The sequence below is a fragment of the Bacillus cereus group sp. MYBKT14-1 genome (genome assembly GCF_051915185.1).
Taxonomy (GTDB): Bacteria; Bacillota; Bacilli; order Bacillales; family Bacillaceae_G; genus Bacillus_A; species Bacillus_A cereus.
This window is the reverse complement of record NZ_JBQAEF010000008.1, coordinates 160,924-186,848: the sequence shown is the minus strand read 5'-3', so window position 1 is coordinate 186,848 and position 25,925 is coordinate 160,924. Positions and strand designations below refer to the sequence as shown.

Below are 25,925 nucleotides of genomic sequence, written 5' to 3'. Positions count from 1 at the left end.
TTCTGAAAAATTAATCTTTAGTAAGGGGTCTCTCAAGGGTTGGTAATGTACATATAATTAGGGAGGGTACAAAAATGAAGAGAAAAAAGATGAAAAAGTTAACGGCAGTTGTGGTACCAGTTTTAGCGATGAGTGTTGCATTGACAGCATGTTCTGGGTCAGGTGGGGAAAAGAAAACGACTACTACATCAAATAGTGGGGAAGAAAAAAAATCAGATATTAAATATGCAGCGAAACAAGTATTAAATCGTACGGAAAACCAAGAAATTCCGACGATGGATACTTCTAAATCTACTGATACATTAGGTGCGCAAATTTTAGGGAACACGATGGAAGGCCTATATCGCCTTGATAAAGACAATAAGCCAATTCCTGCTGCGGCAGAGTCTAGTACGAAAAGTGAAGATGGTAAAAAGTATACGTTTAAACTGCGAAAAGATGCAAAATGGTCAAATGGTGATCCTGTAACAGCGAAAGATTTCGTTTTCGCATGGCAGCGCTTACTTGATAAGAATACTGCGGCAGAATATGCATTTATTGCTTACTATATTAAAAATGCAGAAGCGATTAATAAAGGGGAAAAACCTGTAACTGAATTAGGAGCGAAGGCGGTAGATGATTACACGCTAGAAGTAGAATTAGAAAAACCGGTACCGTATTTCTTAAATTTATTAGCATTCCCATCATACTATCCATTAAATGAAAAATTCGTAAAAGAAAAAGGTGATAAGTACGGTTTAGAAGCAGATACAACTGTGTATAACGGTCCATTCGTTATGTCTTCATGGAAACATGAACAAGGTTGGCAGCTGAAGAAAAATGATAAGTACTGGGATAAAAAGACTGTGAAATTAGAAGAAATTAACTATAGTGTAGTAAAAGAGGTTGCAACGAAAGTAAACTTATATGATACAGGATCAATTGATTTTACATTACTATCAGGAGAGTTTGTAGATAAATATAAATCGAACAAAGAAGAATATGGTGAGTATGCGGAATCAAGTACATTCTTCTTACGTTTAAATCAAAAACGTAACGGACAAGACACGCCTTTAAAGAGCAAAAAACTTCGTGAAGCAATTGCATTATCAGTTGATAAAAAAGGATTGGCAAATGTAATTTTAAATAATGGATCAAAAGCAACAGATCAATTGGTTCCAAAAGGACTTGCGACAGGGCCAGATGGTAAAGATTATCAAGATACATTTAAAAATGGTCTGAAATATAATCCGAAAAAAGGAGCAGCAGCTTGGGAAGCGGCGAAAAAAGAACTTGGAAAAGATCAAGTGACAATTGAATTGCTAAGTTATGATGATGGAACTGCGAAAAAGATTGCTGACTATGTAAAAGATCAAATTGAGAAAAATTTAAAAGGTGTAACGATTAATACAAAAATTCAGCCGTTCAAACAAAAATTAAAATTAGAAACTGCGCAAGATTATGAAATTTCTTATGCAGGTTGGAGTCCAGACTATGCGGATCCAATGACATTTATTGATATGTTTGAATCGAAGAGCCCGTACAACCAAATGAGTTATTCAAATCCAAAATACGATGAAATGGTAGGAAAAGCAGGTAATGAATTAATGAGTGATGCGAAAAAACGTTGGGAAACGTTAGGGAAAGCTGAAAAATTATTCCTTGAAGAAGATGCAGGGTTAGTTCCTTTATATCAAACAGGAAGATCGTACGTAATGAAACCGAATGTAAAAGGAATTGTGAAACATAACATCAGTCCAGAATATAGCTTTAAGTGGGCGTATGTAACTGAGGATGGCGGAAAAAAATAAAGTGAAAGCATTTCAAAAGTGGCTGAGCTGCTTTTGAAATGCTTTTTAGTATGCATAAGGGAATAAATCTCGTTAGCCTATCGAGAATCGGGTAGGTAATTAGGAAGGTTCTATCGGAGGAAAATAGAGAGGTCAGTAAGTAGTAAGACAGATGAATGATAGTAAGAGACCTCATGCTAATAAGAAAAATATAGAACGTAGTAATAGATTGGAATAAGGGAAGGGATGTTTACATATAGTAGACGGGGGATAATTCATATAGTAGTTAAAACAGCAAGTTACTATAATAAAAAAATAAATATTTAGAAAATTTACAAAAATACTTTACAAAATCTAAAAAAACAGTAGAATATTAATTAATAAGAATTTTCTGATAACGAAAGTTAGTAGAGAATTTCTAAATGTTAATATCGTACATATAATTGGGGAGGGTACAAAAAAATGAAGAGAAAAAAGATGAAAAAATTGACAGCGGTCGTAGCACCAGTTTTAGTAATGAGTATGGCATTAACAGCTTGCTCTGGATCAGGAGATAAAGAGAAGGCAAGCACAACACCGAAAAGTGGTGAAAAAGAAGGCGGAAAATTAGCAGCGAAGCAAGTCTTGAATTTAACAGAAGCCCAGGAAATTCCATCTATGGATTCTTCGAAAGCGACAGACCAAGTATCGTTTCTTGCTTTAAATAACGTAATGGAAGGTTTATATCGACTTGATAAAGATAATAAAGCAGCTCCAGGGGTTGCTGAATCATATAAAAAGAGTGATGATGGTAAAAAGTATACATTTACATTAAATAAAAATGCAAAATGGTCAAATGGAGACCCTGTAACAGCGAAGGATTTCGTGTTTGCTTGGAAACGTGCAGTAGATAAAAATACAGCAGCAGAATATGCATACATTATGTTTGATTTAAAGAACGCAAAAGCAATTAATGATGGGAAAGCACCACTTGATACGTTAGGTGTAAAAGCTGTAGATGACTACACATTAGAGGTAGAATTAGAAAATCCAGTTCCTTACTTTGTAGAATTAACTTCATTTGGAACATTCTATCCGTTAAATGAAAAATTCGTAAAAGAAAAAGGCGAAAAATTTGGTTTAGAAGCAGATACAACGTTATATAACGGACCATTTACATTAACGGACTGGAAACATGAAGAAGGATGGAAATTAAAGAAAAATGCACAATATTGGGATAATAAAACAGTTAAGTTAGATGAAATCAACTTTAACGTAGTAAAAGATAGCGGTACACGTGTAAACTTATATGAAAGCGGACAAATCGATCGTGCGGGACTTACATCTGAAATGGTTGACAAATATAAATCAAATCCGGACTTCTATACACAAAAAACACCATCAACGTTCTTCTTACGTTTAAACCAAAAACGTGGTGGGCAAGATACAGTATTAAAGAATAAAGATTTACGTTTAGCGATTGCGAAGGCATATGATAAAAAAGGCTTAACAAACGTTATTTTAAATGACGGATCTACACCGGCAGATTACTTAGTACCAAAAGAATTTGCGAAGAGTCCAGATGGAAAAGACTTCCGTAAAGATAACGGAGATATTTTAAAAACAGATGTAAAAAAAGCAAAAGAACATTGGGAAAAAGCGAAAAAAGATCTTGGAAAAGAGCAAGTAACGATTGAGCTATTAAACTACGATAGCGATAATGCGAAAAAAGTAGGAGAGTTCTTAAAAGGAGAACTTGAGAAAAACTTACCAGGGTTAACAGTGAACTTGAAAAATCAACCGTTTAAGCAAAAGTTAAAATTAGAATCAGATTTAGATTATGATTTATCTTACGCTGGTTGGGGACCTGACTACTTAGATCCAATGACATTCATTGATATGTTCGTTACAGATGGTCCTCATAACCAAACTGGATATTCAAATCCAAAATATGATGAAATTGTACAAAAAGGTAAAGGCGAGCTATTAACGAAAACGAAAGAACGTTGGGATAGCTTACTAAAAGCTGAGAAAATGTTACTTGATGATGCTGTAATTGCACCATTATATCAACGTGGTGATGCTATCGTTCAAAGACAGAAAGTAAAAGGTATTGTTCATCACCCAGTTGGTGGAGACTACAGCTATAAATGGGCATATATTACAGAGGATAAGTAAGATGAGGGGCGTACAATACGCCCCTTTTTCTATGCATTTTTCTTCCGTCTTCGAATATATAAAATAAAAAAGGGAGAATCCCATGAAGCGAAACACATACATCGATTTCCTAGCTTATTACGGAATAGGAAGTGCTCATCCTGGTGGTTTTACGTTAACAAAACAATTGTTAGCACAACTGCCTTTTAAATATGGGGCGAATGTCCTTGAGATAGGTTGCGGTACGGGGAAAACAGCGGCATATATGACAAGGGAATTTGGTTATAAAGTAACAACGGTTGAAAAGAATGAAATTATGATTCAAAAGGCAAAAGATAGATGGTTGTTTGAAGGGTTAGATATAAAATTAATTGAAGGAAATGTAGAGCATTTACCGTGTTTGAATAACTCATTTGAGTTCGTACTTGGAGAATCAATCATCGCTTTTACAGACAAAGAAAGGGTTATCTCGGAGTGTTATCGTGTATTACAGCAGGATGGTAAGCTTGTTGTCATTGAAATGATTATTGATAGGCACATTGATAAGAGTGAGGAAGAAAAAATCGCCCAATTATATGGCATGAAAGAACTATTAACTGAGAATGAGTGGGTACAATTATTTCAGAAAGCAAATTTTAAAAGAATTACAATTGCTGGCGGTGGCACGATTGCAGAAACGATCTCTGGCTATGTAGAAGAGCCAGAATGGAATGTATCCTCACATATTCCGAATGAGTTATATGAGGCGTGGGTACAGCATGAAAATGTACGGCTTATGTACCAACACATTTTAGGGCATCGTATTTTTATATGTGAAAAATAAAGAAAAAGAGTTGGCTAAAGGTAGTCAACTCTTTACTATGTTAAATGAAAAATAATGCAGCTAATGTAATTCCGAAGATGAAACCAAATCCGAGTTCAACACCCCAGCCACAACCGCCGCCTCCCCAGCCGCCGCAACCACAACTACTACAACCACGACCACCACATCCGCAGCTGCTGAATCCACCACCGCCACCGCCACCGCATCCAAATCCGCAACTATCACATCTGCTAAGGCCGCCGCAAAGATCGCAACCACCGTTTGCATAAGCGTCATAGTATCCGAATCCGGAATCAAAAGATGAGCGCTGTTGCACCGGTTCAATCCATACAGAGCTTTGTGTCACATCAATTATTTTTCCTAAATGTATACGGCCATCACGGTCTTCAATCCGAACAACTTTTCCGAAGTAACGTCGGCATGTATCATAACATTTTTGTCTATGCATGTTCTTTCCTCCTTCCGCATTACAGTAATACGATATGTAAGGGGGACAAGTGCGGCTTGTACGAATGCCCTATCTATCATAATTGTTGTAGGAAAGGGGAAATATAAAAAGAGGATATATAAGGAGGAAAAGGCATGAAATCTACAGATCAGTTTCAGACATACGAAGTACCGTGGGAAGAATTTATTGAAGCGTTGCGAGAGGAAATGAAGAAGCAAGTAGGGGCAGATATTATTGATACAGTAGTTTGCAATTTAGAAGATGGTTTTGAAGTGTATACATATGTGCAGGGGGATTTAGATTTTGAATATAAGGAAGCACTTGAGAGAAAATACGGAAGTGATGCGAAGACATCTAATGTGTTAACGATAATGTTATTAGCTAGTATTTATAATACAAGTGAAGAGAATATACGCTTGCATGCGGATAATAAAGAGAATCCGATTGTTGAAGTGTATGTAAAGCAAGGAAACACGCTGTGAAAGGCGTGTTTTTTAATTGTATGATAAAATGTTAGAAAATTAAGAAAGAAGGTGATGAATTGGGAATTAAACATCTTAATTTAACAGTTACAGATGTAACAGTATCTAGAGAGTTTTTAGAGAGGTATTTTGGTTTAATTTGTAGTGGAACAAGGGGGAATGCCTTTGCAGTTATGCGTGATAATGATGGATTTATACTAACGTTAATGAAAGGAAAAGAAGTTCAGTATCCAAAAACATTTCATGTAGGATTTCCACAAGAAAGTGAAGAACAAGTAGATAAGATAAATCAAAGATTGAAGGAAGATGGATTTTTGGTCGAGCCTCCTAAGCATGCCCATGCGTATACGTTTTACGTTGAAGCACCTGGTGGATTTACAATAGAAGTGATGTGTTAAGTTAAAAATCAAACTTTTTGTTATGTGTTTTTAAAATAAAAAGTAGGAAAAGTCTGTTTTAAGCGTGGAGCTTAAACAGGCTTTTTTACTTATATAATTGGATAGAGAATGCTAGAAGGAATATTACCAAGTGTATGATCTGTTTACATAATAAAGTTATGGTGGGTTAGTTGTCCTAAAATACAAGTCATATATCTTGTTTCCTCTCATAAATTTAAACATAGGAATTTGTCTACAAAGGTGGCGAAGCCTCATCATGAAAATCCGAATTTGTGCCACGTTCATGTTGTTTCTATTTATATGTTTACCTTTATCAGCTTTTGCAAAAGGAGAGGAGGCAAAGGAAAGGGTCGTTTCACTTGTATATGACGATTCGGGCAGCATGAGAAATAACGATCGCTGGAAATATGCCAATTATGCTTTGCAAAGTTTAGTTGCGCTATTGGATGAAAAAGATAAATTTTCTTACGTTCCAATGAGTAAGCCGAATGATCCATTAAACATTTCGTTAACGAAGGATAAAAGGCAAACAGAAATTGAGGGAATTGGAGCATGGAAAACGTATTTAAATACTCCATTTAGCGCAGTAGAAACGGCGATGCAATCTATAAAAAAGGAAGCCGATATAGATGGGAAACGTGAATTTTGGCTTATTGTGTTAACTGACGGGGCATTTAATGATTTAGAGAAAGATAAGGTTGGCGGAAAAGAACAAATTTTGCGGAAATTAGCCCAGTTTAAGAAAGAAATGGATGCAAAAAAGATATCGTTACATCCAGTCTTAATTACGATGGAAGAAGATTTAGGACAACAAGAAAAAGAACAACTAAATACGTTCAAGGAAATATGGAAGAAAGAGATAAATGGTGTTACGATGCCGTCAAGCGGAGAAGATGGCATTGTAAAAAGCGTCAATCAAGTGGCAGCATTAGTTGCAAATCGTGATCCGTTCTCTTCCGTTGAATCGATTGTAAAAACGAAAGTAGTAGGGAAGAAAGTAGAGATTACAACACCATTTCCGTTAAAACGTATGACACTGGTACGACAATCGCCTTCTTTGCCCGATTATCAGGTCACACAAATTTCTAAACCATTACAATTACAATCTTCTTTTTCCATACATGCACCAGGTGAAGCGAAATTGTTCGGAAATATAGTTCATATCAGTACGGAAAATGAAGAAGTTATTAAACCAGGAACGTATACGATAGAAGTGGACCGAGATATTGAGAAAGAAGGATTACAAGTACTAGTCGAACCGGCACTTAATTATACTGTTTCTACTTATGACAAAGAGGATAAGGATAGAAAAAATGTTGAGGAAATGTATGAAGATGTGACAGCTGTTATTGAAGCAAAACCTACTGAGTTGCCAGTTCAGTCTTCTTACTTTCAGGCAGAAGTAGAAATAGACGGGAAGCAATATGCGATGAAGTGGGACGATAAAAGACATGTATTTTATTACGAAACGAAGCTTACTAAAGGATTAGTACGCGGGAAAGTTCATATGAACATAAAGGGGTTTTACAGACAGACGAAAGAATTTAAAATCGAAACAACGAAAAAGCCTAAATTATCACTTCAAACTGTCACGAAAGATTATGAAGAAAAAGTAACAAATTTAGAGAATAGTAAACCATTTATTATACAACCACAGTTAGATGATAAGCCGATGACAGAAGAGGCTGTAAAAAAACTATTAAAATCTACTGGTGTCACATCTAAACAATCAATCAACTATGAAATAAAACAGCATGGTAATCAAATTTACATTTATCCTCGACCGCATTACTCCGACACATTCAATTTTACAGATACCGGCACCGTAGAAGCTACCATCGTAGTGCAGGATTCAAAGTTACAAGAAGTAAAGAAAAACATAACATTCCATATTCAAGATGCTCCGTTTTATGAAAAATATGCGCTTATTTTTAAGTTTGTCATTCCTATCACTTTATTACTGCTAGTAGTAGGAATCATTGTTTTAGGATGGATTATTCGGCCAAGATTTCACCGGAAAGCACTACTGTATTATGAATGGGATCAAGAGGTAGCGAAAGATTGGCTATATCAATCTGAACCAGAATTACTTCGGAATAAATGGTGGAACCATTATTTTGGTATCCCATTTAGAGCAGAAAGAAAAACCGTGCAATCCGTTACGTTTATAGCGAAGAAAGGTTCGAAATCTGTCTTTGTAGCGAAAGAATCACAAGTAGTTGGAATGATTATTGATGGAATGTTTATAGCAGAGGATGAAGTAGGAATGGAACATAAGACACTATATCCAAATGAACTTTTACTAATTGATAGAGGATATGGTAAGGAGATTTACAAATACGAGTGTGAATAGTAGGTAGGGATAAGAAGGGGATGGAGTATTGATCCTCTTTCCTTTTTTCCAACAAGCAAGAATAGGAAGGTGGTTCACATGACATTACAAGTTCCAACAATATTAATTGGTTTAGGTGGAATCGGTAGTACTGTGACGCATCAAATATATGAAAAACTGCCTGAAGAGCGCCGGAAAAAGGTAGCAATGCACGTATTTGATACAGATGTGAATACATTAAGTAAATTCGATCATATTCGAAAGTTTAAGACACAAACAAGTTCTAGTAAAACGCCTAGGGAGTATATTGCGGGAGATCCAACGATCCCAGAGTGGTTTCCGATGGATCCGACTATACTTGATAAACCATTAACAGAAGGAGCAGGACAGTTACGCGTCATTTCACGTTTAGCGTTACGTGCTGCGATGAAAGAAGATAAATTGACGTCTTTTTGGCAAGAAATCGAGAAAATCTTTCCGGTTACAAGTGATCAAACGGAATATGGTGTGCGTGTCATTATAGTAACATCACTAGCAGGCGGAACAGGTTCAGGGATGTTTCTGCAAATTGCTTTATATTTACGTGAAATGCTTCGGAAGAAATTGCAGCATCATAACATTTTAATACGCGGTGCGTTTTTAATGCCGGATGTTTTAGTAAAGACGAGAACGGTTAGCGCGAAAGAATTTGAAACGGTGCAAGCAAATGGCTATGCATCTTTAAAAGAATTACATGCTATTACGCTCGGGTCTACTGGAGAATTATCAAAACGCGGCGGTGTAACAATTGAATTAGAGTATCGCCCTGATCAAGTAGATGAAGACGGAAGAACGAATCATACAATTAAACAACATCATTTACCGTACAATTATTGTTTCTTATACGATTACGAAAACCTACATGGACACCATTTACACAATTTATCAGACTATATGGAACAGATGGCAAATACAATTTATTTACAGTTATTTAGCCCGATGTCCACAAGTCATTTTGCACAGGAAGACAATCAAATTCAGCAATTAGCAGAATCAAGCGGAAAAGGACGATATTGCGGGGCAGGAACGGCAAAACTCATTTATCCATATGAACATGTGTTAAAATATTGTGCTTTAAAATGGGCCGTGCAAGGTTTAGATGAATCGTGGCTTCATTTAGATCAACTGTTTCAAGAGAAGAAGCAAAGATACGATCAAGATGTAAAACGTGGGATGCAACGTGAAAAGCCGGAGAGAGGTAAAAGTTATTTAGAGGACTTGGAGCATCTTGCTACCCGTCCAGAGCAAGCTCATATTTTCTATAGACAAATGTACAATGAAACACGTGAAGGAGCAGAGGGTGGTAAGCTCGGAGTTGCGAAATCAAAACTGTTTTTAGAAGCTGTAGAAAGTTATGTACAACGAACGGTGCAAAAAGATGAGGAATTAAATCGTCTGCAACATGAGTGTAAAATTTCAGCTACGAAACTGAAAATGATGGAACAGATGAAGGGTGAAGTGGCAAGAGTGGATCATGCGGTGCGTTTATATGCGTATGCGATTCCGAGCCGGGTACATGAACATGTAACGACACTTTTATATGACATGATTGAATCAGACCGCTTTTCACCAAGTGGTTCTGAAGGGCAGTCCTATCAATTAAATACATGGTTTTTAAAGAAAACAGATCCCGTTCACCCAGTAGCAGCGCGTTTTATGTTATATGAAATTCGAAAGCAGTTAGTAGAAAAAATGAATCGACTACATGAAAATAATGAACAAAAGCGTAATGTAATTCAAAATTACGATAAAAAATTTAATGTGGGTAATATTGATGGAACGGTAACGGCTGTACGCCGAGTAGAAATTGCTCAACAACAAGGCTGGTTCGGAAAAATGATTAATAATCAGCAACGTTTATTCAAAAGAGAATTTGAAGACATCGTAACGCAATATGTACACAAATTAAATGAATATCGAAAAGAAATGCTATTAGAACTTGTATATCAATCGCTATATCAAGCAGTTAATAAAATGATTCAATATTGGGAAAGATTTTTTGATAATTTACATGAAACACGTGAAAATTTACTGTTTGAAATCCAAAAGCGCAGTAAGGAATTTGAAGGGAAAACAAACCCGACGAATGTATATGTATTAGCTGAGGAACAGCTGCAAGAAAAGATATGGCAAGATATGCAGCAACATTTAAATTTAGGTGTACTACCGAAAGATATATCAGCGGAAATTTACATGAGTTTGTACGGGGAATATTGTCGTGATGCGAAAACAGAAGAGATTCAGTCGAAAAAGGTAGAGGATTTCTACCGAGAACATATACTGAGCTATTGTTATGACGAACTGCAAGTACGCTATCGTGATAAATTAGAACTGAATATTATTGAAGCGTTGCGAAAAGAAGCAGATTATAAGAAACGTGATCGCGATGAATACGTTCGTGAAAAAATTGAAGACCTGTTCCATTTAGCGAGTCCATTCGTTCCGAAAGTTGCTCATCATAGGGAATTACAATATTGGGGTATACATCCTTCTTTAAAGAAAGAGTTGCAAGAGGAATTAATTCAAGAAATGTTTAAAGAAAAAGATACAGTACATGAAGCCTTTTCGCCATTTGAAGTGATCTGTTATCGAGCGCATTACGGCTTATCGCTGCAAGACTTTCCTAAATTATCATCAGGACATATTTCAAATGGATTTATGAATGATAAAGGTGACTATTTCCAATCGTATTATCGCCGTGTAAACAAATTAAATAGTAAAAAATCTAGTTTAACGCCGCATTTAGATAAGTATTGGCACTTACCAGCCTTTATGCCAGATTTAAATGCGACTCAAACAAAATTAGATTATGATAAATGTAATCGTGCATTACTATACGCATATATGTATCGCTGGATTAGTTTAGTTGCTGTTGATGGACAGTTTGTGTATCAATATAACGGTGTAGGACGTAGCTTTTTAATTCAGTCAATGGGGAAAAATATTTCAAGCGAAAGTTATAAATTACACAGAGCGTTGCTTCATAATCCGTTTATTTATGAAAACATCTTGTCACGATTTGAAGAAGAGCAAGAAAAGGCGATGATACAAGGTGGACATTTATATACACATCCGTTCGTATTAGGAGCCCAAGATGTAAGATGGCTTAGAAAAGAACATGTCCACAATCTTTTAGATATGATTTTAATGTATGATCGTGAAGCGAAGTATGATCCGACGTTAGAAGAAACATCAGATGAATTATTAAGACTATTCCTTGATGAAATCGAGTTGTATTTCCAGAACTATTACGGTACAGGTGCCGATATGGTGGCAAAGAAAGAGAAAGAAATGTTTATTAAACAATTGTGGGATCGCTCGCATGCGAAAGGATATGTAGATCCAAATAGCGCTCCGTATAAAAAATGGCAAAATTTATTAGGTGTTCAAGATGAAGAAGAAACGTCAAAAACGAATGTATAATGAATGAAAAGGGAATCCTTAAAAGTGGCAATACAACTTTAGAAAAGAGGGATTCTGATGCCGTTTTTAGGAAGTGTATATCAAATATTTGGGTTATATCCGGAACTTTATTATGGGATGATTTCAGCGGAGCTGCAAGAGGAAGCTCAGAAGGAGCATCTTGGAAATAGTAGTGCAGAAGCTGAAGCGGAAGAATAAAAAAAGTGCAGATGAAAATCTGCACTTTTTTGTTAGTATTAAAATGGTAAAATAACCTCAAATGAATTATTATTTTTAAATAATAATTCATTTGAGGTTATTATAATTTTTATTGCATTGTATGTAATGAAAATTGTATGAAAATCAATGTAATAAAATGTGTATGAATATTAAGGTGGAAAACAACAATGTTTTTGAGAAAATAATTATGTATAAAAATAACATTTGATACATAATCAACCGATTGTTTTTGATTGATTTATTATTGACAATATAATTAATTGTATGATAAATTCAATCAGCATTCTTAATGGTTTTTTGGTACGATTAATATTTTGAAAATTCAATACAGCATAAAGAGATTGATTTTTCTGTTTTTTTGAGGCGGGTTACTAAGTCTATAGGGGAAGTGAACTATGTATATTTTTATTTTTAAAATAGAACAGTAATAAAGAATGTAACAAGTAAGAGATAAACTTGAAAAAGAGGTTTCAAAGAATGAGTCTTTTCATAAAGAAAGCAATGGATGAAGAAAAGAAAAAAGTATTGAATCAAACTTTAGGAGCGATTGATCTAACTCTTTTAGGGATTGGAGCAATTATTGGTACAGGTATTTTCGTATTAACTGGTATTGTAGCAGCGAAACATGCTGGTCCGGCGATTGTATTATCTTTTGTATTAGCGGCAATTATATGTGCATGTGTAGCTTTCTGTTATGCTGAATTTGCATCTACAGTTCCAGTTTCGGGAAGTGTATATTCATATACATATATGACACTAGGTGAGATTTTTGCATTTATAGTTGGCTGGTGTGTTATGCTGGAGTATTTATTAGCGACTTCTGCGGTTGCAGCAGGCTGGTCAGCATATTTTCAGTCATTGCTACTAGGTTTTAATATTCACATTCCTACGATTTTTGCTTCGGCACCAGGAATGGGGAAGGGTGGAATCATTGATTTACCAGCAGTTCTTATTATTTTAGTTGTTACATTTTTATTAAGCCGTGGTGCAAAAGAAAGTGCACGAATGAATAATATAATGGTTATTATTAAACTGGCTGTTATTGTAGGGTTTATTGTTGTAGGGACACAATATGTAAGACCAGAGAATTGGCAACCATTTCTACCGTTTGGTTTTCACGGTGTGGTAGGAGGCGCTGCTACTGTATTTTTTGCTTTTTTAGGATTTGATGCAGTTGCAACAGCCGCAGAAGAAGTGAAGCGTCCACAACGTAACGTGCCAATTGGGCTACTTGTTTCCTTGTTCATTTGTACGGTTCTATATGTAGGTGTTTCATTCGTGTTAACTGGAATGGTTCCGTTTACGGAATTAAATGTTGCTGATCCTGTTGCATATGCGTTGCGCACTGTAGGAGAAGATAGAATTGCTGGGTTGTTATCGGTGGGAGCGATAGCAGGGCTAACAACAGTTCTGTTAGTAGCTATGTTTGCATTTGTTCGTGTATCTTACTCGATGAGTCGAGATGGATTGTTACCAAAAAGACTTTCAAGTGTCCATAAACGTTTACAAACTCCATTTTTTAATACATGGGTTACAGGTATACTAGCAGCTTTATTAGCGGGATTAGTGGATTTGAATTTATTAGCTAATTTAGTGAATATGGGAACGATAACAGCATTTGTGTTTGTATCTATAGCTGTCATTGTATTAAGAAAGACACATCCTAATATGAAGAGGCCATTCCGTGCTCCTCTAGTACCTTTTTTACCTATCGTTTCGATAGTAAGTTGTATATATTTAGCTTTGAACCTTTCTAAGCTTACTTTAATTAGTTTTGTGGCATGGATTATAATAGGTGTTTTCATATATTTTGTATATGCTAAAAAACATAGTAATGTTAGAAATAGAAATAGAAATAGAAATAGAAATAGAAATAAAGTATAGTCCATTGAAATAATACTTGTAATGGAAATGAAAACACGCTACTTATTCATATAAGAACAAGTAGCGTGTTTTTTCTATTTAATAATCCCATTTTCTAAAATTTTAATAGTTGGTGCCACTTTCACATTAGCTTTTGAAAAGGCACTCGGCCAATCATCTTCGACTTGTTTCCATTCTTTATATTGAAACGCTCTCGCATAATCACCAAATCCGAATGGATCAAGTTGCTGTTTTTGAATGTTGTGGATTAAATCGTTCAAATCTTTGTTTAGTTGTTTTGTAATAAGAGAAGTTAATTTCTTTCTATCTTTGTCTATATCCATATTGAATGTAAGTTCAGAGACAGCAATTTTCAAATCCATTTTAACATGAAATTTGAAGTGGTTATCGCTATAATCTGTATGGATATCACGATTCATGCTAAGAACATTTATTGTTACGAAATCGCCGCCATCGGTATCTTTTAAATCACTATTACTTTCAACTGAAGTAGAAGGGATTTTCAATGTAAGCGAAACCGGTGTATTCGCTTTCTTTTGTAACAAAAGAAGAAGGGCGCTTTCATAACGATTTAATGACATTTTATAAATTCCGCGAGAAGTTAATAGCGCGGAACCAGTAACGATAACATCCTTTTTACCTTTTTTTATTTCTGAAATAGCAGGTGTTATACCTTTATTAAACGTTTGCCTATGAAATTCATGAAATGGTGTGAAAACTGTCCGATTGTATAATTTATTTGTATTAATTAAATCTGTTAAATACTCGGGAAGGGCAGGTTTATCTTTAAAGTTATTATATATAACTGAAGAAACTGGACCGTCTACTGCAACCATGCGCATGTTTCCAGTGTTTTTAGGATCACGATACCAAACATCAAGGTAAGGCATAGCCCCTTCTTGTTTTAAAAAATTTGTGCTAAATAAAATGAGCTGTAACTTTTCTGTAGATACTAAACCGCCACTTGAGCTATTAAACGTTGCTTTTGCTTCTCGAGGTGTACGTACTTTCGCTTCATGTGTTTCGTACTTTTTTTCTACGTCTTCATTAAAAATAGGATTCACGTGGTACACAATTAATTTTCCTTTTGCTTTTGCGTCAAAGCCGTAAATTAATGAAATCGATTGTTTTTCTAAGTCTAGCCGGTCTCCACAGCCTGTTAATAAGGTTATGAGAAAGCAAAGTATAGTGAAATGAATAAAGCGCCTCATTTAAATTTTGCTCCTTTTCCAATGCTGATAAAGTGTCATGTATAAGAGAAATACGACTGGGAATAGAAAAACGATAAAATAACTGGCAGTTCCCCAAAATTCTCGCAACGCACTTATTTGGTAAGAGGAAGGGATATAAAAGAATAGAACGAAAATGCACCCGAATAATAAAATCCAAACAGGTAATGGACTCCCTTTTTTGTTAAGTAATTGATTGATTCCATCTGAAGCAGTGAAAATATAAGGAATACAAGAATCGAAAATAATGAAGAGATAAAATGATAAAAAGATAATTTCAAATCGTTCCAGAAATGAAAAGTGAAATGGTGTAACAAGAGAAAGAGTCGGCCATAAAAATTTCGTTATACCATCCGGGCTAAAATAAACGAAAGAAACGAACGTAACTTGTAGGTAAACAAATAAAGTAATCATATTTGCAATAACGATTCCTTTTTTTGCAGCTGATTTGTTAGTTAGATAGGGATAAAGGACGAATGCAAACTCGAATCCGAGAAACGCAATGATAGTTGATTTCACTGTGGTTACAACTGGTATCCATCCTTCCTTTAGAAAGGGAAGAAGATATATCCAATGACCATCTTTAAGAGGAATAAACAATAGTAATGGCATCCAAAGGGTAAAAATCACAGTGAAAACGGCAAAGCGACTAATAATAAGTACACCTTTACTTGCAAGCATAAGCATTGGAATAGAGAGCAAAATCATAATTAAAAACATAGGAGATCTAGGTAAAATCCAAATGTGAATAACATAAAGGAGGGAAAAAACTAAGGAGACTGCTGCAAGTACAGCATATAAAATCCAAAAAATCATTCCTATTCTTCCTAGCCACTTCCCAAGATAACGAGTCAGCACATGAAGTAAAGTATATCCAGGATGCTTTTCCATAATTTTTACAATACATAAACTGACTAAAGTAGTGATAGCGCATCCGATAATAATAGACATCCAGCCATCTGTATTCGCACCTTGTGCAACTTCACGCGGAAGTGTAAGGACACCGAATCCTACTTGAACACCACTAATCGTTAAAATGTATTGAAATAAACTAATCTCCCTCTTTGCACGCTTTGTCACTTATCTTCCTCCATTTCTTCCATATCACTTTGTCGATTTTCTTGTTTTAAGTTAAGAGATAGTGGGCGTTTCTTCATTATTTTCCATGGTAAACGTACAAGAATATCTTTTAAATCCGAAGCAAATAACGGAGAAAAAGGACTACCATAAGGAACACCGAGAGATTCCATAGAAAGTATATGAATAATAATGATCGCCATCCCAACCATAATTCCAATGACGCCAAATAAAGAGGCAATTATCATCATCGGAAAGCGAAGAATTCGAATTCCTGCTGACATTTCCAGGTTAGGAATGATAAAAGAAGCGACTGCAGTAATTGATACGACGATAACCATAACGTTACTAACAATACCAGCTTGAACGGCAGCTTGTCCAATTACAATTCCTCCTACGACGCCGATTGTTTGTCCAACAGGCCCAGGAAGCCGAATCGCTGCTTCTCGGAGCATTTCGAGAACTAATTCCATTAATAAAGCTTCTAATATGGGAGGAAAAGGAATTTTGGCTCGAGATTCTCCAATCGTTAACAACAATTTGAGCGGAATCACTTCATAATGGAAGGAAATCATAGCAATATAAAGAGCAGGAGCAAATATTGCAATAAATAGCCCAGTGAAACGAAGAAGTCGTATAAAAGATGGAATCATAGGTCTGAAGCTGTAATCATCTATCGTCTGAAAAAAGGATGAAAAGGTCATAGGTCCTATTAATACGCCTGGTGAGCGATCTACAACAACGGCAATTCGCCCATCAAGAATATGATGTGCTGTTGTGTCAGGGCGTTCAGTTATTGATAATTGCGGAAAGAGAGTAAAGGAATTATCTTCAACAAACCCCTCTAATTCACCAGTAGTAAGAATCGCATCAACTTTTACTGACTCGATACGGGATGCCATTTCTTTTACGACATTTTCGTTCGCAACATCTGCTAGATAAAGCAAAAAAACCTTTGAAGTAGCTCGTTCACCAACAGTGAATTCCTTTACTTTCAATTCGCGATTTGGAATATATCGACGAATAAGTGCAAGGCTGTCGCTCGCTACTTCATTAAATCCTTCGTGTGAGCTTTTTATGGAGCTCTCTGTTGTAGGTTCTTCAATGCTCCTTTTTGGTGCCGCTTGCGTATCAAGCTCTAAAGCGGATAGTTGTCCGTTTATAAATAAAATACTTTTGCCGTGTAAAAGAGATTGTTCAATGTCTGTCCACTGTTGAACTTTTTTAATATTTCCGATAGAAACAGAGGCTTCCCAAAAATCGTCTTCATTCCACTCTTTAAATAAGAGAGGACGAAGAATGTTTACGTTAATAACAGTTTTGTCTACAAGTCCTTCCATATATATAAGTGCAGCTTCCTGTCCGTTTTTTAATGGAAAAGTGCGTGTTATTAATTCTGGAATACCGCTAAACATTTTGGACAAGTGCTTTAAATTAAGGGAAAGGGAAGAAGAGATAGATTTATTTAATGCGTAATCAGCTTGCTCTTGGGTAGAAAAAGATTTTTCACCACGAATCCATTTATTAAAAGACCCCATTTGTTCGCTTACTCCTTGTTATGTTTTATCCCGATTGGTGAGGGCTGATAATCAGTGGGGGATGAAGAAAACCCCCCACTGATTAAAGTTTCACTTTATATGGGTTATTATGGATAGTTACAAGCTGACATATGCGTAGTTTAAATTTTATATTGTATATTTTTAACTTTAACGCTATAATTATAGTGTTAAAGATGGAATCGTGATATGACCTGTTATGACTCTATCGTTTTATTTATGAATAAATGGATTGGTATTTTAGCAAGATGTGCTAATAAACTACTCCACCATGATAATAACGTGCCGAAATGTGGTGCGTATATTTTCGTGGTGGAGTTTTTTTATTCTCAAAAAGGGGGAAAGACCATGAATAACAACATGGTTCATATTACAATTGACGGAAAAAAGTATACAGCGGAGCCCGGTTCAACGATATTGGGTGTTATTAATGAGAACGGGATTGAACATCCGCAAATTTGTTACGTGCCAGAAGTAGATCCTATTCAAACATGTGACACTTGTATTGTAGAAGTTGACGGAAAGTTAATGCGTTCTTGTTCGACGATAGCAACGGAAGGTATGAACATTGAACGTGCTTCTGTTCGCGCAAAAGAAGCACAAACAGAGGCGATGGATCGGTTACTAGAAAATCATTTATTATACTGTACAGTATGTGACAACAACAATGGGAACTGTAAACTGCATAATACAGCAGAATTAATGGAAATTGAACATCAAAAATATCCGTATGAACCGAAAGTAGATGTAAGTGAAGTTGATATGACGCATCCGTTTTATCGCTATGATCCTAATCAATGTATTGCATGCGGTCAATGCGTTGAGGTGTGTCAAAACTTACAAGTAAATGAAACGTTATCGATAGACTGGGAAGCGGAACGCCCACGAGTTATTTGGGATGAAGGAGTAAATATTAATGATTCTTCATGCGTTAGCTGTGGTCAATGTGTAACGATTTGTCCTTGTAACGCTTTAATGGAGAAAACGATGCTCGGTGAAGCTGGATTTATGACGGGATTAAAACCAGATATTCTTGAACCGATGGTAGATTTAATTAAAGAAGTTGAGCCTGGATATAGCGGTATTTTTGCGGTATCAGAAGTGGAAGCGGCCATGCGTGATACTCGTACGAAGAAAACGAAAACAGTATGTACATTTTGTGGTGTAGGTTGTTCGTTTGAAGTGTGGACGAAGGGGCGTAAAATTCTTAAAGTACAGCCATCTTCAGATGCACCAGTTAACGCAATTTCCACTTGTGTAAAAGGGAAATTTGGTTGGGATTTCGTAAATTCTAAAGAACGAATAACAAAACCTTTAATTCGTAAAAATGGAACGTTTGTTGAATCTACATGGGAAGAAGCACTGAATGTAGTTGCAAATAAATTAGGCGCTATTAAAGTAGAGTACGGTAAAGGTTCTATCGGATTTATTTCTTCCTCTAAAATTACAAATGAAGACAATTATGTAATTCAAAAATTAGCTCGACAAGTATTTGGAACGAATAATATTGATAACTGCTCACGTTATTGCCAATCACCAGCAACGGATGGTTTGTTCCGTACAATTGGTATGGGTGGTGATGCCGGAACGATTAAAGATATTGCACAATCTGGTCTTGTTATTATTGTAGGATGTAATCCGACAGAAGGTCATCCTGTTCTAGCTACACGTATTAAACGTGCACATAAATTACACGGACAAAAGTTAATTGTAGCTGATCTTCGTAAAACCGAAATGGCAGAGCGATCAGATGTCTTTATTAGTCCAAAACAAGGAACAGATCAAGTTTGGTTAATGGCTGTTACGAAATATATGATTGATCAAGGTTGGCATGATCAGGAATTCATTAATGAGAATGTAAACTTCTTTGAAGATTTCAAAGAAAGCCTAGAGGAATATACACTTGAATATGCAGAAGAAGTAACAGGCATTTCAAAAGAAACGCTTATTCAAATGGCTGAAATGATTCGTGATGCAGATGGTACATGTATCCTTTGGGGTATGGGGGTAACGCAAAATACAGGTGGTTCTGATACTTCCGCTGCAATTTCAAACTTACTTCTTGCAACAGGGAACTACCGTCGTCCAGGAGCAGGCGCATACCCACTTCGAGGCCACAATAACGTACAAGGTGCTTGTGATATGGGTACTTTACCAGGATGGCTTCCAGGATATCAGCACGTTACTAACGAAATGGAACGTGCGAAATTTGAAACTGCTTACGGAGTAAAAATTGATAGTGAACCAGGTCTTAATAATATCGAAATGCTTCACGCAATTGACGAAGGAAAAATGAAAGCAATGTATCTTGTCGGAGAAGATATGGCTCTTGTAGATTCTAATGCAAATCATGTACATGAAGTGTTATCGAGCCTTGATTTCTTCGTTGTGCAAGATGTTTTCCTTTCTAAAACTGCTCAATATGCAGATGTTGTATTACCAGCAGCGCCATCTCTTGAGAAAGAAGGTACTTTCACAAATACAGAGCGCCGTGTCCAAAGATTATATCAAGTTCTTCCTACGCTAGGAGATGCGAAACCAGACTGGTGGATCGTCCAGGAAGTTGCGAATAAACTAGGTGCAAACTGGAATTATAGCCACCCAAGTGAAATCTTTGCTGAGATGGCAAGTTTATCACCATTGTTCTCGCAAGCGAACTATGAAGTGCTTGAAGGATGGAACAGTTTCCATTGGGGAAGTTTTGATGGAACGAATACACCACTTCTGTTCCAAGACGGATTTAACTTCCCAGATAAAAAGGCTCGTTTTGCGATTGCTGACTGGGTACGTCCAGCTGAATTTCCAGCTGAGTTTGACCTTCACATTAACAACGGTCGTATGCTTGAGCATTTCCATGAAGGGAATATGACAAATAAATCAACAGGTATTCAAACGAAAGTACCTGGTGTTTTCGTTGAAATCTCTCCAGACCTTGCAAAAGAACGTGGCGTAAAAACAGGTTCGTTAGTTCGTCTTGTCTCTCCTTTTGGAGCATTAAAATTACGTGCACTCGTTACAGATCGTGTAAAAGCGAATGAGTTATATTTACCGATGAACTCTACAGATAACGAAACGGCAATTAATTTCTTAACAGGTCCTGCTGTGGATGTACGTACGAATACACCTGCGTATAAACAAACAAAAGTACGTATGGAAGTATTAGAAGTTGATGGCGAAAATCCGATGCCAAAAGCGAACCCACGCAATAAAAAACGTCACCCTCAAGCTGGAATTGAGGTACATCGTAAGTGGGCACGTCCAGGGTATGTGCATTTAACGGATAAGTAGGAGGAGAAAACTATGGCTGCACCTATAAAAATGATTCAAAAACAAGAATTAACTGAGGAAGAAATAAAACAGCAAAAGTTAGATGATTTAAAAGAGCTTCTAACTAATAATGAAGAAGCTCTAAATCAGATGTTTAATATAGTAGGGGAATTAAATGACATTGGAATGCTAGAAGCTGCAAATTCAATGCTAAAAGCGAAAGAACCAATTGCGAAAATTGTTCTAGGTCAAGTAACTCGTGAGCCTGTTACAAATTTAATTAATAATATGATGGGCGCTGCAGGTGCGTTAACTGAACTTGACCCAGAACTTACGAAAAAGCTTATAGGTAGTTTATTAGTCGGGCTAGAAGAAGGTAATGAACATCTAGAAAGTAATAAAAAAGTAGGGGTATTCGATCTTATGAAAGTATTGAAAGACCCAGATATTAACCGTGCTATCGGGTTTGGGCTTCATTTCTTAAAAGGTATGGGGAAAGGGTTAAAAGACGAATAAACTTCATGAAGTGAACCTTTCCGCCCAAATATTTGTAGGAAATAGTTTGGGCGGAAGGCTCATTTTGGTAAAATATATAATAGAGTAAAATGAGGCTTTTGGGAGGTATAATTGTATGTCAAAAAAAGTACATGAATTTAATGATATGATACGAAAACTTCGAAAGGAACTTTTCGGAAAAGGACCAGAACGAATTCATACTGTTTTTGCGGAAAATATGGCTATAGCGACTCTTTATGGAAACTTAACACCTACTGAAAAATTTATTTCAAGTACGATGGACGGTGCGGAAATGGTTCATATGGCTAGAACGAAAATGATTCAAGAAGTGTATGCTGCGAATTCACGTGAACATTTGGAGGAACTTGTTGGAGCGAAATTAGTGAATTTGTTTTCAGATATGAAAGTAGAAGAAGATATTGCAGTTTCTGTATTTGTTTTTGATAAAAATATAACGTGAGAGAAGGATACTGATCGTGAAACCGATACAGGTAGAAAGAGAAATCTTTCGTTATGAACAAGGAGCATTTAAACATATAGAGGACAGCATTGTAACAGAGTTTCCTGTCACCATTAAAATGAACGGACAGGAGTTTGTTACAATGGTTAGTACTCCAGAATATATAGAAGATATGGTAATAGGCTTCTTAGCGTCTGAAGGAATCATTCGGAAGTATGAAGACATTGATAGTGTATGGGTGCAGGAGAAAGAAGGATTTGTGCATGTAACAACGACAAAAGTAAATCCGTATTATGAACAAATGCAAAATAAACGCTATATTACGTCTTGTTGTGGTATGAGTAGGCAAGGGTTTGTTTTTGCAAATGATGCACTAAGTGCAAAAAAAATGAAGGGTGTCCATGTACAGGTTGCTGCCGATGATTGTTTTCGGTTAATGAAAGAAATGCAGCAATCTGCGGATACGTTTCATCATACTGGTGGGGTTCATAATGCAGCTTTATGTGATGTTAATGGTATTATTTTAAGCCGAATGGATATTGGTAGGCATAATGCACTAGACAAAATTTACGGTTATTGTTTAAGAAACGATATTTCTATAAAAGATAAAATCATTGTTTTTAGTGGTCGTATTTCTTCGGAAATATTATTGAAAGTTGCAAAAATCGGTTGTGAAATTATACTATCAAAATCAGCTCCAACTGAGTTAGCTTTGCAACTAGCGGAAGATTTAGGTATTACGACAATAGGATTTATTCGTAATCACTCCTTAAATGTATATACCCATCCAGAACGTGTTTTAAATATAAAATAAAAGTGAGGCAATGAAGATGAAATCAGTTACATTAGACAAGTTGCAACGTCCGTTAAAGGATTTACGTATTTCAGTTACTGATCGCTGTAATTTTCGCTGCCGATATTGTATGCCAGAAGAAATATTTGGTCCTGATTACTCGTTTTTGTCTAATGATAAAATTTTATCTTTTGATGAAATTGAAAGGATAACACGTATTTTCGTTTCTTTAGGTGTGAGAAAATTACGGATTACAGGCGGAGAACCGTTACTTCGAAGAGGGCTTCCAAAGCTTATTGAGCGCCTTAATAAAATTGATGGTGTAGAAGATATCGGTTTAACAACCAATGGATCGTTACTTAAAAAGTTTGCTCCTGATTTATATAAGGCGGGACTATCACGTGTAACAGTTAGCTTAGATTCCTTAGAAGAAGAGCGGTTTTTCTATTTAAATGGTAATAGGAGCAAAGTGCAAAGGGTTCTGGAAGGAATACAGGCTGCAGCTGAAGTTGGAATGAAAATTAAAATAAACATGGTCGTTCAAAAGGGAAAAAACGAACAGGACATTTTGCAGATGGCGCAATATTTTAAGGAAAATAAGCATATTCTTCGTTTTATTGAGTATATGGATGTTGGAAATTATAATGGTTGGGATTTAAAAGAGGTCGTCTCTAAACAAGAAATAGTAGATACGATTCATCAAGTTATGCCGTTAGAACGGATAGAAGCAAATTATTCTGGTGAAGTGGCTACTAGGTATCGTTATATAGGAAGCGATGAGGAAATAGGTATTATTTCATCAGTAACAGATTCTTTTTGCTCATCATGTACGAGAGCTCGTATTTCTGCAGAAGGAAAATTATATACTTGCTTATTTGCTTCTAAAGGAAATGATTTAAGAGAATTGCTTCGTTCTGAACATACAGATGAGGACATTACAGATGTAGTACGCGATATATGGAATAATAGGGAAGATCGTTATTCAGATGAACGCTTAAATCATACAAATAAGAAAACAATACCTAAAATTGAAATGTCACATATCGGTGGTTAATATATAAAGCTAGCGTCATAGTGAAAAATGGAAAATTTACAAGAGTTGTGGATTTTCTATTTTATAGTAAAAGTGATGATTGATATCTCTGTAAAAGATGTGCAGAGAAATTAAGCAGCATTCAAAAACCTTTATTTTGAGGAGGTTTTTTGAAGCTGCTTTTTTATTTGGAGAAAATGGAGGAATGGGTAATGGCATTTCATAAGCCGGAACAAATTGCTGAGCTTGTCATTGAGGCCGGTGTTCAAAAAGTAAGACAGACATTGCCAGCGATGCTTATTCTCGGTTTTTTAGGAGGAGCGTTTATTGCGATAGGTTTTTTACTTAACATTCGAGTTTTAGGGAATTTACCTGAGCGCTGGGGAAGTCTAGTGAATGTTTTAGGAGGAGCAGTATTTCCTGTTGGACTCATGCTCGTAGTATTAGCAGGAGGAGAATTAATTACGGGAAATATGATGTCACTGTCTATGGCGCTTTATGCAAAGAAAATTACATTGATAAGTGTACTGAATAACTGGGTTTGGATTACTCTCATGAACTTTATTGGGGCAATTTTCGTTGCGTATTGCTTTGGACATCTTGGCGGATTAACAGAGGGAGAGTATTTAAATAAAACGGTAGCGATAGCGGAAGGGAAGTTACATGAATCATTTGGGAGAACTTTGATTTTAGCAATTGGTTGTAATTGGCTCGTTTGTCTTGCTCTTTGGCTCGCTTACGGGACGAGTGATTTTGTCGGGAAAATCATCGGAATTTGGATTCCAATTATGGCATTTGTAGTGATTGGATTTCAGCAAGTAGTAGCAAATATGTTTGTCATTTCCGCTGTTATTTTTGCTGGTCATCTAACGTGGATGGATCTGGCTAAAAATTTTGTTCCTGTTTTTATCGGAAATGTAATTGGAGGAGCTGGGTTTGTTGGTTTTGCTTACTTTGCTTGTTATCAGAAACAACATTCTAATATGAAATAGAGTTCTTGAGAGGAAGGGGTATGTAATGGCTGATCGGTATTCACGACAACAGTTGTTCAAACCAATTGGGAATAAAGGACAAGAAAAAATTCGAAATAAACATGTGTTAATTGTAGGGGCAGGCGCATTAGGAAGTGCAAGTGCCGAAAGTTTCGTACGTGCAGGTGTTGGCAAGTTGACGATTATTGATCGTGACTACGTTGAATGGAGTAATTTACAAAGGCAACAATTGTACTCTGAACAAGATGCGAGAGAGAAAATACCGAAAGCAATTGCTGCAAAAAATCGGCTAGAACAGATTAATTCGGAAGTGCAAATACATGCTTTCGTAATGGATGCAACTTCAGAAAATATGGAAGGTCTATTAAAAAATGTAGATGTAATCATTGATGCAACAGATAATTTTGATATTCGATTTGTAATAAATGATTTATCACAAAAACATAATATTCCGTGGGTATATGGTTCTTGCGTTGGATCGTATGGTATGAGTTATATAATTATTCCGCAAGAGACACCGTGTTTACATTGTATGCTGAAAAATATCCCTGTTACAGGTGTGACGTGTGATACTGCTGGGATTATTAGCCCGACTGTTCAAATCGTCGCAGCATATCAAGTGGCAGAAGCGCTCAAAATTTTAGTGGAAAATTTCTCAGCAATTAGAAAAACATTTTTCATGTTTGATATATGGAGTAATCAAAATCATTTTATAAAATTAGGGAAAATAAAAACAGACGCTTGTCTCTCATGCGGTTTGAATCGAACTTATCCTTATTTATCATACGAAAATCAAACGAAGGTAGCTGTTTTGTGCGGAAGAAATACAGTTCAAATTAGACCAGTAGAAAATAGACAGTACAACTTTGATGATATAGAAAAAGTATTAAATAAACTAGGGAAAGTAGATCGGAATCCGTATTTACTATCTTGCCAACTAGATGAGTACCGCGTCGTTATTTTTCAAGATGGTCGTGTTTTCATTCATGGTACAAATGATATTTCGAAAGCGAAACAACTATATTATCGCGTATTCGGTTAATAGAGAG

The 25,925-nt window shown here is 36.0% G+C and carries 20 protein-coding genes; 16 read left to right on the top strand and 4 right to left on the bottom strand.

Translation table 11 applies throughout. The features are described from left to right. Positions 1-74 precede the first annotated feature (74 nt). From ACTFO4_RS20220 to ACTFO4_RS20210, 3 genes are all read left to right on the top strand, one after another. The gene (locus tag ACTFO4_RS20220; protein ID WP_061457579.1) at positions 75-1,790 is read left to right on the top strand and encodes a peptide ABC transporter substrate-binding protein; all 1,716 of its coding nucleotides are present in this window, start codon (positions 75-77) and stop codon (positions 1,788-1,790) included. A gap of 441 nt (positions 1,791-2,231) precedes the next feature. After that, complete coding sequence (locus ACTFO4_RS20215) at positions 2,232-3,926, top strand: peptide ABC transporter substrate-binding protein (protein WP_061457577.1); 1,695 nt, start codon at positions 2,232-2,234, stop codon at positions 3,924-3,926. Positions 3,927-4,008: 82 nt separating this feature from the next. After that, on the top strand, positions 4,009-4,728 hold the full coding sequence (locus tag ACTFO4_RS20210; RefSeq protein WP_061457575.1) for a class I SAM-dependent methyltransferase: 720 nt from the start codon (positions 4,009-4,011) through the stop codon (positions 4,726-4,728). A gap of 40 nt (positions 4,729-4,768) precedes the next feature. Here the strand turns inward: ACTFO4_RS20210 and ACTFO4_RS20205 are convergent, their stop codons facing one another. Next, entirely contained in the window at positions 4,769-5,176 is a 408-nt protein-coding gene (locus ACTFO4_RS20205; protein WP_017673158.1) for a hypothetical protein, read from the bottom strand. Positions 5,177-5,310: 134 nt separating this feature from the next. On the opposite strand from ACTFO4_RS20205, the gene ACTFO4_RS20200 reads away from it, so the two are divergent. From ACTFO4_RS20200 to ACTFO4_RS20175, 6 genes are all read left to right on the top strand, one after another. Beyond that, positions 5,311-5,658: a hypothetical protein gene (locus ACTFO4_RS20200; RefSeq protein ID WP_017673157.1), complete on the top strand. Its 348-nt coding sequence runs from the start codon at positions 5,311-5,313 to the stop codon at positions 5,656-5,658. 59 nt (positions 5,659-5,717) lie between these two features. Then, positions 5,718-6,056, top strand: coding sequence for a VOC family protein (locus ACTFO4_RS20195; RefSeq protein WP_017673156.1), 339 nt, complete (start codon positions 5,718-5,720; stop codon positions 6,054-6,056). A 256-nt stretch (positions 6,057-6,312) separates the two neighbouring features. Further along, positions 6,313-8,409, top strand: coding sequence for a vWA domain-containing protein (locus tag ACTFO4_RS20190; protein WP_017673155.1), 2,097 nt, complete (start codon positions 6,313-6,315; stop codon positions 8,407-8,409). A gap of 78 nt (positions 8,410-8,487) precedes the next feature. Continuing rightward, the gene (locus ACTFO4_RS20185) at positions 8,488-11,850 is read left to right on the top strand and encodes a tubulin-like doman-containing protein (RefSeq protein WP_000175124.1); all 3,363 of its coding nucleotides are present in this window, start codon (positions 8,488-8,490) and stop codon (positions 11,848-11,850) included. Between the two features lie 57 nt (positions 11,851-11,907). Then, positions 11,908-12,048 (top strand): hypothetical protein, encoded by a 141-nt coding sequence (locus tag ACTFO4_RS20180; RefSeq protein ID WP_001116195.1) that lies wholly within the window; start codon positions 11,908-11,910, stop codon positions 12,046-12,048. A gap of 498 nt (positions 12,049-12,546) precedes the next feature. Further along, positions 12,547-13,953: an APC family permease gene (locus tag ACTFO4_RS20175; RefSeq protein WP_242259306.1), complete on the top strand. Its 1,407-nt coding sequence runs from the start codon at positions 12,547-12,549 to the stop codon at positions 13,951-13,953. A 74-nt stretch (positions 13,954-14,027) separates the two neighbouring features. Here ACTFO4_RS20175 and gerSC read toward each other — a convergent pair whose 3' ends face one another. The 3 genes from gerSC to gerSA are packed head-to-tail and all read right to left on the bottom strand — an operon-like array spanning position 14,028 to position 17,797. Continuing rightward, positions 14,028-15,164 carry a spore germination protein GerSC gene (gene gerSC, locus ACTFO4_RS20170; protein ID WP_061457572.1) on the bottom strand — a complete coding sequence of 379 codons (1,137 nt, stop codon included), beginning with the start codon at positions 15,162-15,164 and terminating at the stop codon, positions 14,028-14,030. Beyond that, the gene (locus ACTFO4_RS20165; protein ID WP_017673153.1) at positions 15,165-16,262 is read right to left on the bottom strand and encodes an endospore germination permease; all 1,098 of its coding nucleotides are present in this window, start codon (positions 16,260-16,262) and stop codon (positions 15,165-15,167) included. Continuing rightward, entirely contained in the window at positions 16,259-17,797 is a 1,539-nt protein-coding gene (gene gerSA / locus ACTFO4_RS20160) for a spore germination protein GerSA (protein WP_061457569.1), read from the bottom strand. The genes ACTFO4_RS20165 and gerSA overlap by 4 nt, the downstream gene beginning before the upstream one ends. Before the next feature lie 366 nt (positions 17,798-18,163). Here gerSA and fdhF point away from each other — a divergent pair, with 366 nt between their 5' ends. The 7 genes from fdhF to ACTFO4_RS20125 all read left to right on the top strand — a co-directional run bounded on the left by fdhF (position 18,164) and on the right by ACTFO4_RS20125 (position 25,918). Beyond that, a complete protein-coding gene (gene fdhF / locus ACTFO4_RS20155) occupies positions 18,164-21,103 on the top strand; it encodes a formate dehydrogenase subunit alpha (protein ID WP_440014116.1) in 2,940 nt (979 codons plus the stop codon). Between the two features lie 12 nt (positions 21,104-21,115). Continuing rightward, positions 21,116-21,598 (top strand): DUF1641 domain-containing protein, encoded by a 483-nt coding sequence (locus ACTFO4_RS20150; protein WP_000729897.1) that lies wholly within the window; start codon positions 21,116-21,118, stop codon positions 21,596-21,598. Between the two features lie 115 nt (positions 21,599-21,713). After that, the gene (locus ACTFO4_RS20145; RefSeq protein ID WP_000039582.1) at positions 21,714-22,058 is read left to right on the top strand and encodes a DUF2294 domain-containing protein; all 345 of its coding nucleotides are present in this window, start codon (positions 21,714-21,716) and stop codon (positions 22,056-22,058) included. A 16-nt stretch (positions 22,059-22,074) separates the two neighbouring features. Then, positions 22,075-22,872 (top strand): formate dehydrogenase accessory sulfurtransferase FdhD, encoded by a 798-nt coding sequence (gene fdhD, locus ACTFO4_RS20140; protein ID WP_017673152.1) that lies wholly within the window; start codon positions 22,075-22,077, stop codon positions 22,870-22,872. 16 nt (positions 22,873-22,888) lie between these two features. After that, positions 22,889-23,905: a GTP 3',8-cyclase MoaA gene (gene moaA, locus ACTFO4_RS20135; RefSeq protein WP_000844124.1), complete on the top strand. Its 1,017-nt coding sequence runs from the start codon at positions 22,889-22,891 to the stop codon at positions 23,903-23,905. Positions 23,906-24,096: 191 nt separating this feature from the next. Continuing rightward, positions 24,097-24,876, top strand: coding sequence for a formate/nitrite transporter family protein (locus tag ACTFO4_RS20130; protein WP_000863998.1), 780 nt, complete (start codon positions 24,097-24,099; stop codon positions 24,874-24,876). Between the two features lie 25 nt (positions 24,877-24,901). Next, complete coding sequence (locus tag ACTFO4_RS20125) at positions 24,902-25,918, top strand: molybdopterin-synthase adenylyltransferase MoeB (RefSeq protein WP_061457567.1); 1,017 nt, start codon at positions 24,902-24,904, stop codon at positions 25,916-25,918. Positions 25,919-25,925: the final 7 nt, after the last annotated feature.